Here is a 20,167-nt window from a genome sequence, read left to right on the forward strand (position 1 = left end):
TAGAGCTCGCTGCACGCGAAGCCGTGCGGAAGTTTTGCGACGATACCAATCAAAGAAGTTAAGCGCGGCGCGCATCGGAAAGAGCGCGGCGCGCTTCGATTGTTCGCCTGCGCCGAAGCGAATGATGCTCGCCGATCTCCCGATCGACAAAGCGCTGCGGCGAAACACCTATTCCGCTTGCCCTTCTTTCGAAGGCTTTTCGGCGGGTGTCTCGGCGGCTTCGTCCTCTCCCTTGGCATCAGGCTGCACAATCGGCTCGGCCGACTGCGGCTTGAAGGTCCAGAACAGCATATAGAAGGCATAGGCGCCGGCCGAGGCGGAGATCACCGCCCAGAAGGGATCGCCGCCGATAATCTCGACCGCGGCCCAGCCGAAGCAGACGGCAACGATGCCGACACGCACCCAGAGGCGCTGGTATGCCGGATGGTTCGGATCGATCAGTTGCATGTCTGTCCCCGCGGTCGCATTTTGTCGCACTGTCCTTTAGTTTGAATCTTGCAAATGTGAAAGAGTCGCGGGCTTGACGCGACGCTCAGATGATGGAATGAAAATTCCAGATTTTTGGTAATTCGGTTTATTTGTTCCGAATTCAAGGGAGATTGAAATGACTGTAAGATTTGGTCTGCTCGGCGCCGGCCGTATCGGCAAGGTTCACGCCAAGGCCGTCAGCGGCGACGCCAATGCCACGCTGGTCGCCGTCGCCGACGCCTTTCCGCAGGCGGCGGAAGCCATCGCTTCGGCCTATGGCTGCGAAGTCCGCACCATCGAGGCGATCGAGGCGGCAAAGGATATCGACGCCGTCGTCATCTGCACGCCGACGGACACCCATGCCGACCTGATCGAACGCTTCGCCCGCGCCGGCAAGGCAATCTTCTGCGAAAAGCCGATCGATCTCGACGTCGACCGCGTCAAGGCCTGCATCAAGGTGGTGGAAGAGACCGGCGCCAAGCTGATGGTCGGCTTCAACCGCCGCTTCGATCCGCATTTCATGGCGGTGCGCAAGGTGATCGACGACGGCAAGATCGGTGATGTCGAGATGGTGACGATCACCTCGCGCGACCCCGGCGCCCCGCCGGTCGATTATATCAAGCGTTCGGGCGGCATCTTCCGCGACATGACGATCCACGATTTCGACATGGCCCGCTTCCTGCTCGGCGAAGAGCCGGTCTCAGTGCTGGCGACCGCCGCCGTGCTGGTGGACAAGGCGATCGGCGAAGCCGGCGATTATGACAGCGTCTCGGTCATCCTGCAGACCGCTTCAGGCAAGCAGGCCGTCATCTCCAACTCCCGTCGCGCCACCTATGGCTACGACCAGCGCATCGAAGTGCATGGCGCCAAGGGCATGGCCGCAGCCGAAAACCAGCGCCCGGTCTCGATCGAAGTGGCGAACGGCGACGGCTATACCCGCCCGCCGCTGCATGATTTCTTCATGACCCGCTACACCGAAGCCTATGCCAACGAGATCGCAGCCTTCATCGCCGCGATCGAAAAGGGTTCGAAGATCGCCCCCTCCGGCGCCGATGGCCTGGCAGCACTGGCGCTTGCCGACGCCGCCGTCCAGTCGGTCAAGGAAGGCAAGCTGATCAAGATCGGCTGACGGTCCTCTCCCGACCGGAAGTCGTGCATGAGATGGCCGGGCTCTGCCCGGCCGTTTTGCGTTGGATGGTACTCGCAGGTGCGTGAACCAAGACCCTTCCCCGCCGAGCACGGTTGCTAAATTCGTGTCTGTGGCTGCCCCTCATCCGCCTGCCGGCACCTTCTCCCCGCAGGCGGGGCGAAGGGACATGCCGCGCCCTCTTTCTCCATCTCGACGTTGCGTTTGGCACGTCCCCTCGCCCCGTTTTTACAGGGAGAGGGTTAGGGTGAGGGGCAGCCATTAACGCCGAGGCGCCGACAGGATCTGTCCCTAATCCGTCCCCTGCCCCCCTGACAGCACAATGTCCTGATCGATCACCGACAGCGCCCGGTTGAGGTGGCCTTCGAAGACGAGGATGGGTTCGTCGGGGACGACGCGGATTTCTGGCATGCCTTCCATGCGCACGATATGCGACTGGCCGAGGCCCTCTTCGATGCCCTGCCGCAGCAGGTCGTAATAGCGGGTGCCGGGGCCGGTGATGACGATCGGCATGCGCTCGGTCAGGCTCAGCATGCGCGACAGGCCGTTGCCGAGCGCGAGCCCCGCCTGGCGAAAGGCGAAGGCGGAGGTGCGGTGGCCCTGGCGGGCGCGGGCGGCGATCTTGTCGAGTTCGGCGACCGGCACGAATTTGGCCGGGATCGTATCGAGCGGCACTTCGAAGGCGCTGCGCAGGATGGCGTAGAAGCCGGCATAGGCTTCGATGCAGCCGCGGGTACCGCAGCGACAGAGACCGCCACCCGCCATATGCAGCATATGGCCGAAATTGGGGGCGGAGATCTCCTGGCCGGCCTGGCCGCCGCGCCGGACGATTCCGAGCCCGATGCTGTGGCCGAGCGACAGTGCGGCGAGCGAACGGAAATCGGCGCCCTTGGCGATCTCCTCACGGGCGCCGAGCGCGGCGGCGACGAGCAGCGTCTCGTTGTCGAGAATGACCTTCGCCTGCCAGTCGGGCCGCAGCGCCGATTCGAAATCGATCTGGTCGCTGCCGAAGATCGGCGACCACAGAAGCACCGGCTCGGCGGAATGGACGAGGCCTTTGGAACTGATCGAGATCAGCAGCACCCTTTCCTGCGAAATCCTCGAGCGATCGAGAATGCGCAAGAGCCCGGCCTGCACCCCGGCGACGAACCGGGCGGCACCAGCCGGATCATGTGAGCGCCCCTCGCTGAAGCGGTCGATCAGCTTGCCGGCATAATCCACCAGCGAATATTGCACGGCATCGGAAGAGATGATGACGACGATCAGATAGCCGCAATCGCGCCGCTGGCGCAAAAGCACGCGCGGCCGGCCGCGGCCGCTTGCCGCCTGCTGCTCGGACTTTTCGATGATCTGAGCGCGTTCCAGATCCGCTGTTATCGCTGAAATGGTGGCCGAGGAAAGGCCGGTGAAATCGGATATTTCGGTATGGGCGAGCGCACCGTGGCGCCGCAGCACGGACAGCACGAGCACGCTGTTTCTCTGCCGGACCAGCTCCGTGCTCGACTTGGTCAGCATGGATGCCGCCCTCTCCTCCTGCTTTCGTGAGAGCATGATGTTACCCGAAAAACCGCTCACGGTTTTCGGCATCATGCTCTTCATCCGCCCTCACCTTCCCCTGCATCTCCGGTCGCTTTTGCGCAAGCGAATTAAGCCGGCGATGCAGAGTTGACAGTTGAAAAAATCTCTGACAGTTAATTTCTCGACTGTCGAGAAAAAAATCTCGACAGCTTTCGCGGTGGCCGGAGGAAGCATGGGCTGGGCCGGTCGCAACTCATTCGGGAGGACAATTATGAAGTCTATTATGAAACTGATGGCAGGGGCTGCCATTCTCGTTTCCGTGCATACTGCCGCCATGGCTGCCGATCTCGTCGTCGGCGTTTCCTGGTCGAATTTCCAGGAAGAGCGCTGGAAGACCGATGAAGCCGCCATCAAGAAGGCTCTCGAAGCCAAGGGCGCCAAATATATTTCCGCCGACGCGCAGTCCTCGGCCGCCAAGCAGCTGACCGACGTCGAATCGCTGATCTCGCAGGGCGCCAACGCGCTGATCATTCTCGCCCAGGACTCCGACGCTATCGGCCCGGCCATCGAAAAGGCCGCTGCCGAAGGCATTCCGGTCGTCGGCTACGACCGCCTGATCGAAAACCCGGCTGCCTTCTACATCACCTTCGACAACAAGGAAGTCGGCCGCCTGCAGGCTGAGGGCGTGTTCAAGGCCAAGCCGGAAGGCAACTACGTCTTCATCAAGGGCTCTTCTTCCGACCCAAACGCCGACTTCCTGTTCTCGGGCCAACAGGAAGTGCTGAAGGCTGCGATCGACGCCGGCAAGATCAAGAATGTCGGCGAAGCCTATACCGACGGCTGGCTGCCGGAGAATGCTCAGCGCAACATGGAGCAGTTCCTGACCGCCAACAACAACAAGGTTGACGCCGTCGTCGCCTCCAACGACGGCACGGCCGGCGGCGCGATCGCAGCGCTCGACGCCCAGGGCCTCGCCGGCTCCGTTCCGGTCTCCGGCCAGGACGGCGACAAGGCGGCGCTTAACCGCATCGCGCTCGGCACGCAGACTGTTTCCGTCTGGAAGGACAGCCGCGAACTCGGCAAGCGCGCCGCTGAAATCGCTCTCGACCTCGCCGGCGGCAAGGACATGAGCAAGATCGACGGCGCTCAGGCCTTCAAGGGCGGACCGAAGGGCGTGGAAATGCAGTCCGTCTTCCTGAAGCCGCTCGCTATCACCAAGGACAATCTGAACGTCGTCATCGACGCTGGCTGGATCTCCAAGGCTGAAGCCTGCCAGGGCGTCAAGGCCGGCACGGTTGCCGCCTGCAAGTAAGCCAGCTTTGAACTAGAATGACCGGCGCCGCAACGGACACCGCTGCGGCGCCGGATGCGGACGGGAATTCCAAGACGAAGTTTTCTCCGCCTCGCCACACCATCGCAGACTTGCATTCCCTGCCGGAAGAGCGTCGCGACGCCACGCGACCGGCTTCCGGAAGCATCGCGATGGTCAGTTGAAGACAGACGAATGGCGCCTTTGGCCAAGCTCCAGCACGCAGGCGCCCGTCTAAACAAGAATGGGGGAACGGCAAACCCATGGCCGACATGCTAAAATCAACGACTTCAAGCGGGCCGCGAACGGCGGAAGCCAATCCGGTGACCCGCTTCTTCCGCGCGACCGAGATCGACACCCGCCTGCTCGGCATGATCGGCGCGCTCGTCATCATCTGGATCGGTTTCCACATCATCACCGGCGGCCTGTTCCTGACCCCGCGCAATCTCTGGAACCTCTCGGTCCAGACGACCGACATCGCGATCATGACGACGGGCATGGTGCTGATCATCGTCACCCGCAACATCGACCTTTCGGTCGGTTCCGTGCTCGGCCTCTGCGGCATGATCATGGGCGTGACGCAGGCGAAGATCCTGCCTGAATATATCGGCTTCGACAGCCCCTTCACCTGGGTGATCACGCTGCTGATCGGCATCATCGCCGGCGGCCTGATCGGCACCTTCCAGGGCATGATCATCGCCTTCCTCAACGTTCCCTCCTTCATCGTCACCCTCGGCGGCCTGCTCGTCTGGCGGGGTGCCACCTGGCTCGTCACCAGCGGCCAGACGGTTGCCCCCATGGACCAGACCTTCCGCATCATGGGCGGGGGCGCCGAGGGCTCGATCGGCGCCACCTGGAGCTGGGTCGTCGGCATCGCCGCCTGCCTCTTCGTTATCGCCAGCATCATCGGCTCGCGCCATCAGCGCCGCCGCTTCGGCTTTCCGCGCCGGCCGATCTGGGCGGAATATTTTCTCGCTACCCTCAGCTGCTTCCTGATCCTCGGCGCCGTCTCGATCGCCAACAGCTATTACTGGCCTGTCAACATCGCCAAGAAATATGCCGAAACCAACAATATCCCCTGGCCGGAAACCGGCCTCGACATTCCCTACGGCATAGCCGTGCCGGTGCTGATCGCCATCGTCGTCGGCATCATCATGACCTTCATCGCCACTCGCCTGCGCTTCGGCCGCTATGTCTTCGCGATCGGCGGCAACCCCGAGGCGGCCGAGCTCGCCGGCATCAAGACCCGCTGGGTGACGGTGCGCATCTTCGCGCTGATGGGCGTGCTCGCAGCCATTGCGGCGGCGATTTCCACCGCCCGCCTCAATGCGGCGACGAACTCGCAAGGCACGCTCGACGAGCTCTACACCATCGCCGCCGCCGTAATCGGCGGGACGTCGCTGGCAGGCGGCACCGGCACCATCGCCGGCGCCATGCTCGGTGCGCTCGTCATGCAGTCTCTGCAATCCGGCATGGTGCTGGCGCATGTCGACACGCCGCTGCAGAGCGTCGTCGTCGGCACCGTCCTTGTCGTGGCGGTCTGGCTCGACACCGTCTACCGCGCCCGTGCCAAGTGAGAGGAGCTCCAGATATGGCTGATCAACGCACTCCCCTCGTGGAACTGAAAAACATCTCGATCTCCTTCGGCGGCATTCACGCCGTGGACAACGCCTCGGTCGATCTCTACCCCGGCGAAGTGGTGGCCCTGCTCGGCCATAACGGCGCCGGCAAATCGACGCTGATCAAGATCCTCTCCGGCGCCTACAAGCGCGATGGCGGCGAGATCCTGATCAATGGCGAGCCGGCCGACATCCGCAATCCGCGCGATGCCAAGAAATACGGCATCGAGACGATCTACCAGACGCTTGCCGTGGCTGACAATGTCGACGCCGCCGCCAACCTCTATCTCGGCCGCGAGCTGAAGACCCGCTGGGGCACGCTCGACGACGTGGCGATGGAAGCCTCGGCGCGCCAGGTGATGGGACGCTTGAACCCCAACTTCAAGCGCTTCAAGGAGCCGGTGAAGGCGCTTTCGGGCGGCCAGCGGCAATCGGTGGCGATCGCCCGCGCCATCCTCTTCAACGCCCGCATCCTGATCATGGACGAGCCGACGGCGGCGCTTGGGCCGCAGGAGACGGCGCAGGTGGGCGAGCTGATCAAGCAGCTGAAGAAGGAAGGCATCGGCATCTTCCTCATCAGCCACGACATCCACGACGTCTTCGACCTCGCCGACCGCGTCTCCGTGATGAAGAACGGCCAGGTGGTGGGCCACGCCCGCACCGAGGACGTGACCAAGGACGAGGTGCTCGGCATGATCATCCTCGGCAAGGTGCCGCCGAAAGCCATCCCCGGCCCCGGCGCCATGCAGATCTGACGCCACCGGCGCCCTGCCCCCGACAACCAAGCTCCGCCGCTCGCAAGACCGGCGGAGTTTTTATGTGGCATTCCCCAGGCTGACGGATAAAAACGCCCGCCAAATTGCAAGCATCGGTATTTCCGAGAATTTCGCGATTGAAGCCGGCCGCAAGCTAGGCTAAGAACCACCCATCGGACAGGCGATTCAAACCGCCTCAGGCATGCACCCGTAGCTCAGCTGGATAGAGTGTTGGATTCCGATTCCAAAGGTCACAGGTTCGAATCCTGTCGGGTGCGCCATCATCTTATCGAAATTGTTGAATTATCGGCTTTTGCGCTCTTCCTCATAACGGCAATATCGGCAGCGCAATGCTAACCGCTCCGGAAAACTCGTTATTTTCAATATCGGCGAATAGCGGCCGCAGCCGGCGTTAGCACGGTGTTAGCGTAAGTCATCTACCATAGCGACACTATCGGAAAACCGGTTTGTCCGTTGCAACAGGGACAAATGGACGCTGGGGATCACGGAAACGCCACGGCTTACGGAGATTGCATGAAACCGGTTCTACCCAGCCTGATATTGTCGTCTGTCATGCTGCTATCCAGCGCGTCGGGATTTGCCGCTTCTGTCGGATGGCAGTCGGATGGGCAAGGCACGAGATATTGGCATGTCACCCCGCCGCCCGGGCAATGCAATATAAGTCAGGCGAAAAACCGTGCGCTTCGGGCCGGCATCTATCGCAGCGAGATCATGCAGCAGGATGAGAATATCATCGTGCTCAGAGGTCTGGATGAATCGGGCGACCGGCGAACGATCGGTTTCGCCAACATCAGGGGCTGCCCTGAGTTGGAAGGCTATGAGGAGAGCCCGAAATTCTGAGGGCATGGTTAAAGCCGACTGGCTCCGGCAACTGATCGCATAGCGCACCGGACGACGCGACCGGTCGGTCAGGACCTCCAGCCCGTCCTCCTTGTAGCGATTGGAGATCTTGTAGCCAGTCTGCGCGAGATGCCGAACTCCCGGCACACATCGCTCATGCCTTCGCCCTCAAGCAGCGGCGACAAATCGTGGACGTTCCTCCATCACCTAAGTCTCTTTCCATGGCGTCAACACCTCCCACAAAAAGCGAAAAGTGTTACCCATGTCTCCGGTACGAAACGTCACCTATCTCTCAAGTCGGGCATCGGTCAATTGTCAAACCAACCGCGCCGCCGGCGGCTGGACAGGAAAGCGGTTCCGTGTCATCAAAAAAGACATGAACACCGCGCGCACCCATTCCAAGCTCCTACTCGCCATCATTCCGATGGTGGGTTAGCACGCGCTCGCGTTTTTAAAGATGCAGCAACCCGCCGAAGAGGCGGGTTTTTTGTTGCCATTCCTCTTCGGTCGGAATTTCGAGACGGAAGGGAAGTCGCAATGCCATATGACCCCAAGACGATCGAGCCGCGATGGCAGCGATACTGGGAAGAAAACCAGACGTTCAGAACCGGGGACGAGCAAAGCCGTCCGAAATATTATGTCCTGGACATGTTTCCCTATCCGTCCGGCGACGGCCTGCATGTCGGTCATCCGGAAGGCTATACCGCGACCGACGTCGTGGCTCGCTACAAGCGCATGATGGGCTTCAATGTCCTGCATCCGATGGGCTGGGATGCCTACGGGCTGCCCGCCGAGCGATACGCCGTGCGGACCGGCGTCCATCCGGCGATCACCACGCGGCGCAACATCGCGAATTTCAGGAAGCAGGTCCGGCGTCTGGGCTTTTCCTACGATTGGAGTCGGGAGATTTCGACCACCGATCCCGCGTTCATGCGATGGACGCAATGGATCTTCCTGCAAATGTATAAGACCGGCTTGGCCTACCAGGCGGACGTTGCCGTCAACTGGTGCCCGGCACAAGGTACCGTGCTTGCCAACGAGGAAGTGAAGGACGGCCGCTACGTGGAAACCGGAGACCCGGTGGAGCGGCGCACGATGCGGCAGTGGATGCTGAAAATCACTGCCTATGCCGACCGCCTGCTCGCGGATCTGGACGAGCTGGACTGGCCTGATGGCATCAAGGCGATGCAGCGCAACTGGATCGGCAGATCGGAAGGTGCTGACGTGACTTTCGATGTCGAGGGTAGCGGGAGTTCCCTGACAGTTTACACCAAGCGTCCGGAAACGATCTTCGGCGCTACTTTCATGGTCCTCTCCCCTGAGCACCCTGCGATCGATACCATCGCTTCCGCCGGCCAACGCGGAGAGGTCGACGCCTACCGCGCCCGCGCGGCGGCAATGAGCGCGATAGAGAAGTCGCAAGCCCAGTGGAAAGGCGGCGTGTTCACCGGAGCCTATGCGATCAACCCGGCCAATGGTTCGCGGATTCCGGTATGGGTCGCTGACTACATAGTGATGAACTACGGCACCGGAGCAATCATGGCCGTTCCCGCCCATGACGACCGCGACCGCGATTTCGCTGAGATGTTCGGGCTGCCGATCGTCGAAGTCGTGTCGGCATCTGGCTCCCCCTCCGGCGATGGGCCGACCGCTGCGTGGACCGGGGAAGGATTAATGGTCAACTCCAGATTCCTGGATGGAATGGAGACGAAAGCGGCGAGAACGGCTGCGATCTCCTGGATGACCGAGCAAGGTGTTGGCGTGGCGCGCATCGCGTACAAGCTGCGCGACTGGCTGTTTTCGCGGCAGAGATACTGGGGAGAGCCGTTTCCTATCCTGCATGCCGCCGACGGCAGTATCGTGCCCCTGCCGGAGGACGCCCTGCCACTGCTGCCTCCCCAACTCAACGAGTACAGGCCAACGCCCGATGGGGAGCCGCCGCTGGCACGGGCGGGCGATTGGGTGCGGACGGTCGATCCGAAATCCGGCATGGACGCTCTGCGGGAAACCAACACGATGCCGCAATGGGCGGGATCGTGCTGGTATTACCTGCGCTTTGCCGATCCTTGGAACATGACCGCGCCGATCGATCCCGAGAAGGAGAAATACTGGCTGCCCGTCGATCTCTATGTGGGAGGAGCCGAGCACGCGGTGCTGCATCTGCTCTACGCGCGCTTCTGGCACAAAGTCCTGTTCGACATCGGCGTCGTGACGTCCAAGGAGCCGTTCCGCAAGCTGTTCAACCAGGGCATGATCCTGGCCTTCAGCTACAAGGATGCAACTGAGAGGTACTATCGACCCGAGGACGCGGCCGAGCGCGACGGTCGCTGGGATGTCGGAGAAATCGAGGTCGAGCGCCAGGTCGAGAAGATGTCGAAGTCGAGGTTCAATGTCGTCAATCCTGACGAGGTGGTCGAACGATACGGCGCCGACGCCCTGCGTCTCTATGAACTCTTCATGGGGCCATTGGACGCTGCCAAGCCTTGGCAGATGTCCGGCGTGGCCGGGGTCAGCCGCTTCCTCCATCGCGTATGGCGGATCGCAATTGGAGAGGATGGCATGTTGTCGAGCAAAATTATGGATGCGGAGCCGTCCTCAGCGATCGCGCGAATTCTGCACAAGACGATCAAGTCTGTCGGCGATGACATCGAGGCTCTGCGCTTCAACACAGCGATCTCGAAACTGATGGAGTTGTCGAACGCATTGACGGGGCTGGACGCCAGGCCACGATCAGTGGTCGAATCCTTTGTTCTGCTGCTGGCACCGTTCGCGCCGCACATTGCCGAGGAACTGTGGAGAAGGCTGGGTCATCCGAAGAGTCTGTCGCATGAACCCTGGCCGACATACGATCCCGCTCTCGCCGATGATGATATCCGTGAAATTATCGTCCAGGTGAACGGCAAACTCCGGGGAAGGATTCAAGCTGCTCCGACTATCAGCGATGACGAACTCGTGGCGCTGGCTGCGAGGGAAGCTGACGTTGAGGCGAAGCTGATGGGGAAGACGGTGCTGAAGGAAATTGTCGTTCCCGGGCGGCTCGTGAACTTCGTGGTTGCCGACTAGCAAATTCGGAGCCGCTGCCGTTGGTGGCGACAGCGGCACGTCCAGCAACGAAAGTCGCGGCAAAGATGAAACGCAACCCATACAACCAAATTAGACGACATCGTCTCTGAAGGCGTTGACAGGGAATCAACTGAATGGACTATAGCGCCATGGAAACAGAGAACTTGATCGGTGTCGGCCTCTACACCCCTGCGGAAGCAGGCAGGCTGCTGCGCATATCGCCCGGCAAGCTCTCACGGTGGCTGCGCGGCCACCGCATTGGAAACAAGTTCTATCCGCCTTTATGGACACCGGAAATCTCGCTCGGAGACGAGCGGGTTTTCCTTGGCTTTCGCGATCTGATGGAGGCTCGCGTTGCAGACGCATTCATCGCAGCCGGCGTATCGGCAATCAAGGTGCGGGCGGCGATCGACACAGCTAAGGAAGTGATTGGCGAGGCTCGGCCGCTATCGACAAACCGTTTTCGCACGGATGGCCGTGAAATCTTCCTTCATATCATCCAGAAGGATGAGGACGGTGAAGAGCGCGAGCATCTGCTGAACCTCTTTCGACGTCAGTTCGTATTCAACGGCATTCTCGATCCTGTCCTGAAAACTGTCGATTTCAGTTCCGATGGCAACCCGCTTACCTGGTGGCCGGGCGGACGGCGGCTCAACGTCATCGTAGATCCGGCACGCTCATTCGGGCAGCCGATCGACGCCGCTTCGAGTGTGCCAACCGCTGTGCTCGCAGCGGCTGCGGAACAAGAGGGCGGCATCCGTGGTGCAGCGAAGGCCTACGACGTAAGCGAGGCTTCCGTCCGGCATGCGGTGGAATTCGAAGCCATGATGGAGCAGCGGCTAGCGGCGTGAACGTCTTCTTCGACAACTGCACGTCTCCGATTCTTGCCAGCACCCTGCATGGGTTCATTCATCACGACGGCCATCACGCAATTCACATCCGCGATGTAACTGGCCTGCCAAATGGCCGCCACTCGAAGGATGTGGAGTGGATCGATTTCTTGCGCCGTTCCAACGACGAATGGATGTTCGTTTCAGGCGATGGCCGCGTCCTCAAGAATCCGGCCGAGCGGGCGGCGCTAAGATCGGCTGGGCTGCATGGCTTCATATTGGCGCCCGCCTATCAGAAAACGCCCATGAACCAAGTCGCTTCGATACTTGTCTGGCGATGGCCTGAGATGCTGCAGATTACTCGTTTGCTTGCGCCGCCATCAATGCATGAAGTGCCGATTAATAAAGGGACCAAAATCCGTGCCCTTCCGATGTAGGCGCAATCAACCCCAATGCCAGATCAATACCGCCAGTGATCACGAAGGTTCCGGAATGCTGATTTACAACAGCGCAGAAAATAAAGATTGAAATCGGCCCCGCCCCTAAATCTTTTCTCCGGCGATCCTGTTCTCCCTCCAGGATCTCTGTGTTAGGCAGCACCAAAAGCGCCAATCTTGCGCGCGACCAAGTACGCTCTCGATATGAAGGCCGCTGGCATTGAAGGTTTACAGACCAGAGATTGATGGCCTCAGGGCCATATCGGTGATCGCGGTTATTCTTTACCACGCCGAATTCACGGTTGCCGGCCACACGCTGCTTTCCGGTGGGTATATCGGCGTCGATGTATTTTTTGTGATCAGCGGCTTCCTGATTTCCCGGATTTTGCTGACGGAGATCGAAGCGACGGGACGTATCGATTTCCTGAAATTTTATGCCCGGCGCGCGCGGCGAATTCTGCCTGCATTGTTCGCGGTCATTTTCGCGACAATGCCCTTCGCCTATTATTTTTTGTTGCCGTTGGAACTCACGGACTACGCGAACTCCGTAGGTTCTTCGCTGCTGTTTGGATCGAACATCTATTTTTATTTTACGGCGGCCCAGTACGGGGAGCCCAATACCCTTCTCAAGCCTTTTCTTCACACCTGGTCGTTGAGCGTCGAAGAGCAGTTTTATATCGCCTTTCCGGTCTTGTTGCTGATCGTGCGCCGATACCTGAAATCAAGGTTTTTGCCATGCGTGTTGGTCGCGGCAGCCCTCAGCTTTGTATTCTGTTACGTCACGGTGCGGCACGATCCGCAGCAGGCCTTCTATTCGCCGCTCACCCGGGCGTGGGAACTGCTGGCCGGAACACTGCTCGCCTATTACGAGGTGCGGCGTGGACGGCCTCGCCCCCAGCCGTTGCTCGCGGCGGCCGGGCTTATCCTCATTCTTGGTTCGCTCATCTTGTTTGGAAAGGATACGGTTCACCCTGGCCGGGTCACTGTGATCCCCGTCATCGGGACCTGTCTTGTGCTCGCATTCGCCAGCCGTGAGAACGCAGCCGGGCGCCTGCTGGCTTCTCGGCCCGCGGCAATCACCGGGTTGGTGTCCTACTCGTTATATTTGTGGCATTATCCGGTCTTCGCCTTCTGGCGGCTGACAAGCTTGGATTTCGGCAACGGCGACAAGTTTCTCGCCATCGCGGTGACGGTCCTGGTCTCAGTCGCCAGCTTTGTCGTCATTGAAAAGCCCTTTCGCCACACCAGGAGAAGCCGCGCTCTCTGGATCACCCTGAGCTCATCCGTTGCAACCATCGCAGCTGTTGTCCTTTCAGCAATCACGATGGCCGGTTTTCCTCACAGGCTGGATGAAGTCTATTCACCTGTCGCGCAGGCGAACGAAGCACGGCTCGAAGGCACTTTTCTAAGCTTGAACGACAACATTCAAGCTGAGAAGCCCGTTATCTTCATCATTGGGGACTCGCACGCCAGAAACTGGTCGATTGCGCTGAAAAATTACGTCGATACCGACCGGTATCAACTCGTGGCGCTCAGCTATTTGAACTGCATGGTGGAGATCAAGAACGATAGTGTGAAGGCCCCCTCACGCGCCAGCATTTACGACAAATACTGCATTCCCTTTGAAAAATATATCAACGACAAATCATTGCTCGGCCGAACGAAAGCGATCTTCCTCACGAGCCTTCGGCCTTTCGAATACACCGTCAACCCGTTCAGGTTCGAGCTTATTTCCTGGATGAAAAGCCACTCGGATAATGCGCGCGTTTTCGTGTTCGGAAATTATTTCCAGCTCGACGAATTGCACTCGTGCCTGGGGCTGATGTTTCAGAGAAAATCCGATGCCTCTATCTGCCTGCGATCGGCGAGCTATCCGCCGGCCAACCAGCCTTTAGAGCAAATGCCCTTTTTCCCCTCCGGTCTTCCGTTCACCTACGTCGATATCGTCAAGCTTCACTGCGATTACGACAAGGAGAAATGCCTCACCAGCAGCAGGGGTGTTCCGTTCATCACAGACTGGAACCATATGACAGCCGAATTTCTGACGACCTTGATTGGCGACATTCTGGAAAAGAAAACCGCTGACCTGCGGAGCGACGGTCTCCTCGATTTCCTGGTACCGCCGCACGCCGGGCAAGCCGAACGAACGGCAAGTTCTGAGCCGAACGCTGGTCCCGCGTCTTCCGCTTCTCCATCAAACTAAGCGGCGAGATGCCGGGAACGCCGGTGAACCTGGTGTTCAAGCCCGAGCTTTCGGCATCCCAGTAGGGCTGATCTCAATCATCAACGCTTGATGCGCGGCGCCGAACCTGCCGGAAGCAGGCCCTCGGTTTCCAAAGCGCGTGATGTCTCGACGGAACTTTTGCGTGCCTTCTTCAATTTAGAGCACGCTTCGATTTTTCAGAATCGCAGATTCGCAAATCAGCTGAAATATGATTCTCTGTCCTACCGGAAAAGGACGGCCGGCAAGGATGACGCACCCATATTCTGAGGATCTTCGCGAACGGGCGATGGCGCGCCTGAACACCGGAGAAACGATACGATCGATCGCAGCAGCACTTGCGATTGCTCCCTCCTGTGTTTCGAAGTGGAAGAAGCGCCTTGCGGAGACCGGCGCTCTGACGCCCGGCCGCGTCGGCGGTCGCAAGCAGCGGACTTTGTCCGGCGAACGGGCCGACTGGCTGCGCCAGCGCTGTCGATCCGGCCCGTTCACGACGCGAGGCCTTGTGGCGGAACTGGCCGAACGCGGCATCAAGACCGAGCGACGCGCCGTTTGGGTGTTCGTCCGGGCCGAGGGCCTGAGTTTCAAAAAAAACGGTTCTGCCGGCCGAGCAGACGCGGATGGATATCGCCAGGAAACGGTTGCGTTGGAAGACCCATCAACGGCGGATCGAAGCGCAGCGGCTGGTCTTTCTCGATGAGACCTGGATCAAGACCAACATGGCGCCCCTCAGGGGGTGGGCACCGCGTGGTCAACGCCTATGTGCCGCGGTTCCGCATGGGCACTGGAAAACCCTGACATTCATTGCCGCCTTGCGCTGCGACCGCATCGACGCCCCTTGGGTCATCGATGGGCCGATCAACGGCGAACTCTTTACCCTCTATATCCAGAGGATCCTCGTGCCCACGCTCGCCAAGGGCGACATCGTCATCCTCGACAATCTCGGCAGCCATAAGGGCCAAGCTGTCCGTCGTGCCATCCGGGCCGCAGGCGCGCACCTCTTCTTCCTGCCGCCTTACAGCCCGGACCTCAATCCCATCGAGCAAGTCTTTGCCAAGCTCAAGCACCTAATTAGGAGAGAACAGCCTCGCACAATCGAAGCGACATGGCGCAAGGCTGGTGAAATGCTCGACTGCTTCTCGCCAGCAGAATGCGCAAACTACCTCACAAACTCAGGATATGCTTCCGTATGAAAGCAGCAGGCTCTAGGAAATACTTGTTCGGAGATGTGCGCCATGAATGTGAGCGACGAAAGAACTGTCTCCTTGTGGGCCTCGCTCAGGGTTATGCCCGACGCCACTCCACTCGCTGGGAACGATGAGGCCGATGCCGTTGTCATCGGCTCCGGAATTGCCGGCTTGTCGGTAGCCTACGAACTCGCCCTTGCAGGGCAGAAGGTTGATGTCATCGATCGCGGCCAGATAGGCAGCGGCATGACGGCCCGCACGACGGCGCATCTGTCATCCATATGCGACGACTATTTTTCCAAGTTGATTGATCTTCGAGGGCGCGATCTGGCCCGGCAGTTTCATGAGAGCCAATCGGCTGCGATCGACCGGATCGAAGCGATCCAAGGGTCCGAAGGTATCGCCTGTGATTTCAGACGTGTCGACGTGTTCCTGTTTCCATCGTCCGAAGGTGAGGAAGCCGATCTCAAACGCGAATTCGACGCCGCACTGCGAATCGGCGCCGCGGTCGAAAAAGTCACGGGCCTGCCATTTGCGGGATGCGCTGCGACACCCGCGCTTCGCTATATCAATCAGGCGACCTTCCATCCGCTCAAATATCTCCGTGGGCTGACGGCGGGCATTCGCGCTCGCGGCGGCAAACTCTTCTGCGACACGGTGGTCGAGCAGGTCGAGGAGACAGAAGGCGGTGTCCGTGTGTCGACGAACTCCGGCTTCAGCATCACCGGCAAATGGGCCGTGGTCGCCACCAATTCGCCGATCAATGACCGCGTCGCCATTCACACCAAGCAAGCGCCGTATCGGACCTACGCGATGGCTTTCGAGATCAAACGCGGGGCGATCGCAGATGGGCTCTATTGGGACATGGAAGATCCCTATCATTACGTGCGTCTGCAACCCGGTGACGGCGCGACGGACTTTCTCATCGTCGGCGGTGAAGACCACAAAACCGGCGCCGTCGACGATGCCGGAGAGCGCTTCGCCGCCTTGACGGCCTGGACCAGGCGTCTGGTGCCGGATATCGGAGCCGAGACCCATCGCTGGTCGGGCCAGGTGATGGAGACGATCGACTACGCCGCCTTCATCGGCCGCAATCCCGGCAATCGACGCGTGTTCGTCGTCACCGGCGATTCCGGCGAAGGCGTGACCCATGGCGTGGTCGCTTCACTGTTGATCCGCGATCTCGTTCTCAACGGCGACAGTCCGTGGCGGGAACTGTACGAGCCCTCGCGCAAGACGCCGCGGGCGATCGGCGATTACCTGATGGAGAATGCGACGGCGATCAAGAATTTCGCAGAGTATGTCGCGCCTGGCGAACGCGATTCCGTCGATAAGTTAAAGCCCGGTGAAGGCGCCATTGTCCGGGAGGGGCTCACCAAGATCGCCGCCTTCCGAACAGAGGCTGGGGTGCTCTACAAACAATCGGCATCTTGCACCCATATAGGCTGCCACGTGCACTGGAATTCCCTTGAGCGCTGCTGGGATTGTCCTTGCCATGGCTCACATTTCGCCGTCGACGGCACCGCTTTGAACGGCCCGGCTGTCTCGCCGTTGGCCGGCATTTAATAGTCCCTTCTGTTGCTCATTCAGGTCCCGCAGGCGGGTAAGATGATCAGACGGCGAGGGCCGGCCTGATCGGATGGTCGTGCCCTGAAAGTTCTTCGCGCTTACGGGCGAGAGGGGCGCGACGGAAGGTTCGATGCAAACCGCCTCGCCCAGATCAAGCTCAAAGTGGTGCGCACATGAACGGGCTTGACGCCTCGGACGGCCCACATTCAATTCGCCGAACCTCCACATGCGCTCGTTAGCAATTTGTTGACCATAAGCTGGCTTTACTGAGCTGGATGGATGCGGAGGTTTCCGCCCGTCGTCGAATGTTTGGTGTGGGACGGGATTGTTCGTGTTGGAGTATTCACAGGGTTTGTCGGGTGAAGCCTTGGGCGGAATTGCCGCGCTCCTGTCGCGGGCCAAACGCTTCGCAGCGCAGACCATTCTGCCGGCTCTCTTTGCGCTGCCAGCACTTGCCGGTTCTGCATCCCTTGCCTCGGCGGAAGATCGGGCGCTGAAGCTTTTCTTCACCCACACGGGCGAGAGGGCCACGATCACCTACAAGCGGGATGGAAAGTTCGATTCCAGGGGCCTTGCCCAGATCAACCGGTTTCTGCGCGACTGGCGAAGGAATGAGCCGACACGGATGGACCCGCGGCTGCTCGACCTGGTCTGGGAGGTGTATAAGAAGAGCGGCGGCAAGGATTATATCCACGTCGTCTCCGCCTATCGTTCCCCAGCCACCAACAACATGCTGCGCAACCGTTCGCGCAGCACTGGCGTCGCCAAGAAGAGCCAGCACATGCTGGGCAAGGCGATGGATTTCTACGTTCCCGGCGTGAAGCTTGCGACGCTGCGTGCCATTGCCATGCAGATGCAGGTCGGCGGTGTCGGATATTATCCGACCTCGGGATCGCCCTTCGTGCATCTCGACGTCGGCAATGTCCGGGCCTGGCCCCGCATGTCCCGGCAGGAACTCGCGCGCATATTCCCGAATGGGAAGACGATGCATCTTCCGGCCGACGGCCGGCCGCTGCCGGGATATGATCAGGCGGTTGCGAACTACAGGAAACGCGTCAGCTCCACCTCGATCGAGATCGCCAGCACCGCCGGAGAAGACGAAGACGCGGGAGCCTCCACCACGCCGAGCGGCGACACCACAGACAGCAAGCTGGTGACCGCGCTGCTGCCGACGCCGAAAAGCCGGGCATTGAATGCGCTGGCGCAGCAGACCGGTGCGGTCGAGCGAGATGACAAAGGCTCCGCTCCCGATCTTTCATCTCTCCCCATTCCGATACCGGCGATGCGCCCCCTCGCCCTGGCGCAGGACGCGGGCGCGGACGACAGGCTGGTGACTGCCTCGATCGGCCCGATTTCAGCACTTCCGGAGAAACCCGCGCCTGCATTGCCGGCCCACGCCCGCTTCCATCCCGTCGCTGCTGCACAGCAGACCTCCAGACAGGGCGCCGACATGATCGCCTCCCTGCCGATGACCGCTTCCTGGGAAGAAGCAGATTTCCTTGGATCGACGTCAGAAGCGGCGCTGATGCAATGGGCGCTGCATTCTCCCGGCGCGGCGATCGCATTGAGCGCGCCTCGCCTTTCCCCACGCACGGTCCATCGCGAGGCGAATGTCGCGGCTTCAGACGAGAACCCCGTTCCAGTCGCCGCCACAGGTCCGTTCGACGCCGAGCGGTTTTCGCCGCTCCCGGAGGGTTGACCACCGAAAAACGACAGATGCATAGGGGTCAGAAGTCGTTTCTAAGCTTGCGTCAGAGAATTGCTCCGGTGCTGTGGGTACAATGGCGGAGAGCTAATAGCGACACGGCAATAGCAGAGATGCTCTTCTCTCCGTACCCATCGGATCAACAGAGCTGTTAAAATATCTCAACGCAAGGTTTGAAATATATCATCACTCGCTCAGTGCTTCTGAGCCGTATCAACAAGATCATAAGTCATAGGAACTTCTTCAATGCCCGTGAGTTAAGAGTGCGGATGTGATCGTCGCTCAGTCGACTTCGCATTTGTCCTTTCCAACTCTTAGCAGCCCCGCAATCCAGCGGGGCTTTTTTTGCTGAAGTACTTTGCTCTGTACGGCATCGTACGGAAACTCTTGCGGCCCGCCGGCGTTTCTTGCTTCGGATCGCGCAGAGGGAGTCTCTCCTGTCTCCGCGCGCACCCCTATGCTCTGTGCGATCCACACTACCTCGAGACTTTTCTGAGATCCGATTGCGAACAGCGGCAAAGCAACGCGTAAATCGATGATCGCCGCCGGCGCCAGCATCTTATGCGGCCCGAACGGCGCTGCGCATATGCCGCCGGCTCATCTCACTGTCTCAGTGAACAACCGCGATCACCCGTATTCCGGCTTCCTCCGCGGCGCGAATGAGGGCGGCGCGCGCCTTATCGGGCGAAATATTGCCCTGGATCGCGTCCAGGCAAGTCTTTACGGCCGCTATATATTCCCGGCCGTCATCCGTCGGCCAGGCGGCGACAAGCGCGCCGGCGACCTCGCCGAGCGACCGGACCAGCCTGTGTTTTTCCTGACCGCCCATCACAAGCATCAGAGGCGCGAAGTCTTCGCTTGTGTGCCAGTCTACAATTCCGACCGTCTGTATTGCCATTCGTTCCTTCACCTCACAAGAAGCCTTCCCCATCCGCTGAAACGCAGGCGCCGGGTTCGGCAGGTTGGCGCTTCGCCAGGAGGTCTCGACGGTGTTTCGCGACAGAGCAAAACCTTCCTGAGATGTCCCTTCAATCGGACGGGAAGCATCTAAGGCAGGTGATGCAGGGGAAAAGCCGGACCTAAGTCGGACTGGAAGGGCGGCGGCTGCTGTTCATATAACAGAGTCATGTAACCTGTAGGTCCGTGGAGGGGCGGAACGGGAGGAGGAGATGAAGTTCGGCCCCGATAACAACAACCACGAAGAGCGCTTTTCGCAAGGCCACAGTTCGGCAGCAACCGTCGCCACAATCGCAGCAGCCCTTTCCGCTGATCCCGACATCGACAGCAGCGCTATCGAGGTCAGGATGCTCGGTCCTGTCGTGCTGCTCGAAGGCTATATCACCAAGCCCGCCGACCGCGACAAAGCCATCGCGCTTGCGGCGATGATCGTCGGTGAGGAGAATGTCCACGACCGGATGCTGAGCCGTTTCTCCACGCAGTAGCGAGGGGTCGGCGGCTAGGACCAAGGTCGGCTAAGC

The 20,167-nt window shown here is 60.2% G+C and carries 16 protein-coding genes, 1 tRNA gene and 1 pseudogene; 14 read left to right on the forward strand and 4 right to left on the reverse strand.

Going from position 1 to position 20,167, the window contains the following annotated elements; genetic code table 11:
* Nucleotides 1–168: 168 nt before the first annotated feature.
* Entirely contained in the window at nucleotides 169–447 is a 279-nt protein-coding gene (locus NMA58_RS15130; protein WP_434710944.1) for a hypothetical protein, read from the reverse strand.
* 157 nt (nucleotides 448–604) lie between these two features.
* Here NMA58_RS15130 and iolG point away from each other — a divergent pair, with 157 nt between their 5' ends.
* Nucleotides 605–1,597, forward strand: a complete 993-nt coding sequence (iolG, locus tag NMA58_RS15135; RefSeq protein ID WP_434710946.1) for an inositol 2-dehydrogenase — start codon at nucleotides 605–607, stop codon at nucleotides 1,595–1,597.
* A 309-nt stretch (nucleotides 1,598–1,906) separates the two neighbouring features.
* On the opposite strand, the gene NMA58_RS15140 is transcribed toward iolG, so the two are convergent.
* Nucleotides 1,907–3,130: an ROK family protein gene (locus tag NMA58_RS15140; RefSeq protein ID WP_434713434.1), complete on the reverse strand. Its 1,224-nt coding sequence runs from the start codon at nucleotides 3,128–3,130 to the stop codon at nucleotides 1,907–1,909.
* Nucleotides 3,131–3,404: 274 nt separating this feature from the next.
* Here NMA58_RS15140 and xylF point away from each other — a divergent pair, with 274 nt between their 5' ends.
* The 5 genes from xylF to NMA58_RS15165 all read left to right on the forward strand — a co-directional run bounded on the left by xylF (nucleotide 3,405) and on the right by NMA58_RS15165 (nucleotide 7,677).
* Entirely contained in the window at nucleotides 3,405–4,445 is a 1,041-nt protein-coding gene (gene xylF, locus NMA58_RS15145) for a D-xylose ABC transporter substrate-binding protein (RefSeq protein WP_085860222.1), read from the forward strand.
* Between the two features lie 260 nt (nucleotides 4,446–4,705).
* Nucleotides 4,706–6,019 carry a sugar ABC transporter permease gene (locus NMA58_RS15150; protein ID WP_434710948.1) on the forward strand — a complete coding sequence of 438 codons (1,314 nt, stop codon included), beginning with the start codon at nucleotides 4,706–4,708 and terminating at the stop codon, nucleotides 6,017–6,019.
* 14 nt (nucleotides 6,020–6,033) lie between these two features.
* Entirely contained in the window at nucleotides 6,034–6,816 is a 783-nt protein-coding gene (locus NMA58_RS15155; protein WP_003581354.1) for an ATP-binding cassette domain-containing protein, read from the forward strand.
* A gap of 204 nt (nucleotides 6,817–7,020) precedes the next feature.
* Nucleotides 7,021–7,097 (forward strand) — tRNA-Arg (locus tag NMA58_RS15160).
* 253 nt (nucleotides 7,098–7,350) lie between these two features.
* Nucleotides 7,351–7,677, forward strand: a complete 327-nt coding sequence (locus NMA58_RS15165; RefSeq protein ID WP_434710950.1) for a hypothetical protein — start codon at nucleotides 7,351–7,353, stop codon at nucleotides 7,675–7,677.
* A gap of 16 nt (nucleotides 7,678–7,693) precedes the next feature.
* Here NMA58_RS15165 and NMA58_RS15170 read toward each other — a convergent pair.
* Nucleotides 7,694–7,881 (reverse strand): annotated as a pseudogene (locus NMA58_RS15170) (helix-turn-helix domain-containing protein); the annotation flags it as partial.
* 333 nt (nucleotides 7,882–8,214) lie between these two features.
* Between NMA58_RS15170 and leuS the strand changes: the two are divergent.
* The 7 genes from leuS to NMA58_RS15205 all read left to right on the forward strand — a co-directional run bounded on the left by leuS (nucleotide 8,215) and on the right by NMA58_RS15205 (nucleotide 18,683).
* The gene (gene leuS, locus NMA58_RS15175) at nucleotides 8,215–10,740 is read left to right on the forward strand and encodes a leucine--tRNA ligase (protein ID WP_434713435.1); all 2,526 of its coding nucleotides are present in this window, start codon (nucleotides 8,215–8,217) and stop codon (nucleotides 10,738–10,740) included.
* Between the two features lie 149 nt (nucleotides 10,741–10,889).
* Nucleotides 10,890–11,591 carry a hypothetical protein gene (locus NMA58_RS15180; RefSeq protein WP_434710952.1) on the forward strand — a complete coding sequence of 234 codons (702 nt, stop codon included), beginning with the start codon at nucleotides 10,890–10,892 and terminating at the stop codon, nucleotides 11,589–11,591.
* Complete coding sequence (locus tag NMA58_RS15185; protein WP_434710954.1) at nucleotides 11,588–12,007, forward strand: hypothetical protein; 420 nt, start codon at nucleotides 11,588–11,590, stop codon at nucleotides 12,005–12,007. The genes NMA58_RS15180 and NMA58_RS15185 overlap by 4 nt, the downstream gene beginning before the upstream one ends.
* A gap of 220 nt (nucleotides 12,008–12,227) precedes the next feature.
* A complete protein-coding gene (locus tag NMA58_RS15190) occupies nucleotides 12,228–14,210 on the forward strand; it encodes an acyltransferase family protein (protein WP_434710956.1) in 1,983 nt (660 codons plus the stop codon).
* A 268-nt stretch (nucleotides 14,211–14,478) separates the two neighbouring features.
* A protein-coding gene (locus tag NMA58_RS15195; RefSeq protein ID WP_434710958.1) for an IS630 family transposase occupies nucleotides 14,479–15,421 on the forward strand; the annotation gives its coding sequence in 2 pieces (ribosomal slippage) (nucleotides 14,479–14,814 and nucleotides 14,816–15,421; 942 coding nt in all).
* A gap of 42 nt (nucleotides 15,422–15,463) precedes the next feature.
* Nucleotides 15,464–16,981 carry an FAD-dependent oxidoreductase gene (locus tag NMA58_RS15200; RefSeq protein ID WP_434710960.1) on the forward strand — a complete coding sequence of 506 codons (1,518 nt, stop codon included), beginning with the start codon at nucleotides 15,464–15,466 and terminating at the stop codon, nucleotides 16,979–16,981.
* Between the two features lie 328 nt (nucleotides 16,982–17,309).
* Entirely contained in the window at nucleotides 17,310–18,683 is a 1,374-nt protein-coding gene (locus NMA58_RS15205) for a DUF882 domain-containing protein (protein WP_434710962.1), read from the forward strand.
* Nucleotides 18,684–19,299: 616 nt separating this feature from the next.
* On the opposite strand, the gene NMA58_RS15210 is transcribed toward NMA58_RS15205, so the two are convergent.
* Nucleotides 19,300–19,581, reverse strand: coding sequence for a DUF982 domain-containing protein (locus tag NMA58_RS15210; protein WP_434713436.1), 282 nt, complete (start codon nucleotides 19,579–19,581; stop codon nucleotides 19,300–19,302).
* Between the two features lie 277 nt (nucleotides 19,582–19,858).
* Between NMA58_RS15210 and NMA58_RS15215 the strand changes: the two genes are divergently transcribed.
* Entirely contained in the window at nucleotides 19,859–20,131 is a 273-nt protein-coding gene (locus tag NMA58_RS15215) for a BON domain-containing protein (protein WP_434710964.1), read from the forward strand.
* The last annotated feature ends 36 nt before the right edge of the window (nucleotides 20,132–20,167 follow it).

The sequence above is a fragment of the Rhizobium sp. YTUHZ045 genome (assembly GCF_051124255.1).
Classification (GTDB): Bacteria; Pseudomonadota; Alphaproteobacteria; order Rhizobiales; family Rhizobiaceae; genus Rhizobium.

What these genes read in the sequence shown, in the direction of transcription:
- NMA58_RS15215 (WP_434710964.1), top strand. Translation starts at nt 19,859, where the DNA reads ATGAAGTTCGGCCCCGATAACAACAACCACGAAGAGCGCTTTTCGCAA.
- NMA58_RS15155 (WP_003581354.1), top strand. Translation starts at nt 6,034, where the DNA reads ATGGCTGATCAACGCACTCCCCTCGTGGAACTGAAAAACATCTCGATC.
- NMA58_RS15150 (WP_434710948.1), top strand. Translation starts at nt 4,706, where the DNA reads ATGGCCGACATGCTAAAATCAACGACTTCAAGCGGGCCGCGAACGGCG.
- NMA58_RS15200 (WP_434710960.1), top strand. Translation starts at nt 15,464, where the DNA reads ATGAATGTGAGCGACGAAAGAACTGTCTCCTTGTGGGCCTCGCTCAGG.
- NMA58_RS15130 (WP_434710944.1), bottom strand. Translation starts at nt 447, where the DNA reads ATGCAACTGATCGATCCGAACCATCCGGCATACCAGCGCCTCTGGGTG.
- xylF (WP_085860222.1), top strand. Translation starts at nt 3,405, where the DNA reads ATGAAGTCTATTATGAAACTGATGGCAGGGGCTGCCATTCTCGTTTCC.
- NMA58_RS15140 (WP_434713434.1), bottom strand. Translation starts at nt 3,130, where the DNA reads ATGCTGACCAAGTCGAGCACGGAGCTGGTCCGGCAGAGAAACAGCGTG.
- NMA58_RS15180 (WP_434710952.1), top strand. Translation starts at nt 10,890, where the DNA reads ATGGAAACAGAGAACTTGATCGGTGTCGGCCTCTACACCCCTGCGGAA.
- NMA58_RS15165 (WP_434710950.1), top strand. Translation starts at nt 7,351, where the DNA reads ATGAAACCGGTTCTACCCAGCCTGATATTGTCGTCTGTCATGCTGCTA.
- iolG (WP_434710946.1), top strand. Translation starts at nt 605, where the DNA reads ATGACTGTAAGATTTGGTCTGCTCGGCGCCGGCCGTATCGGCAAGGTT.
- leuS (WP_434713435.1), top strand. Translation starts at nt 8,215, where the DNA reads ATGCCATATGACCCCAAGACGATCGAGCCGCGATGGCAGCGATACTGG.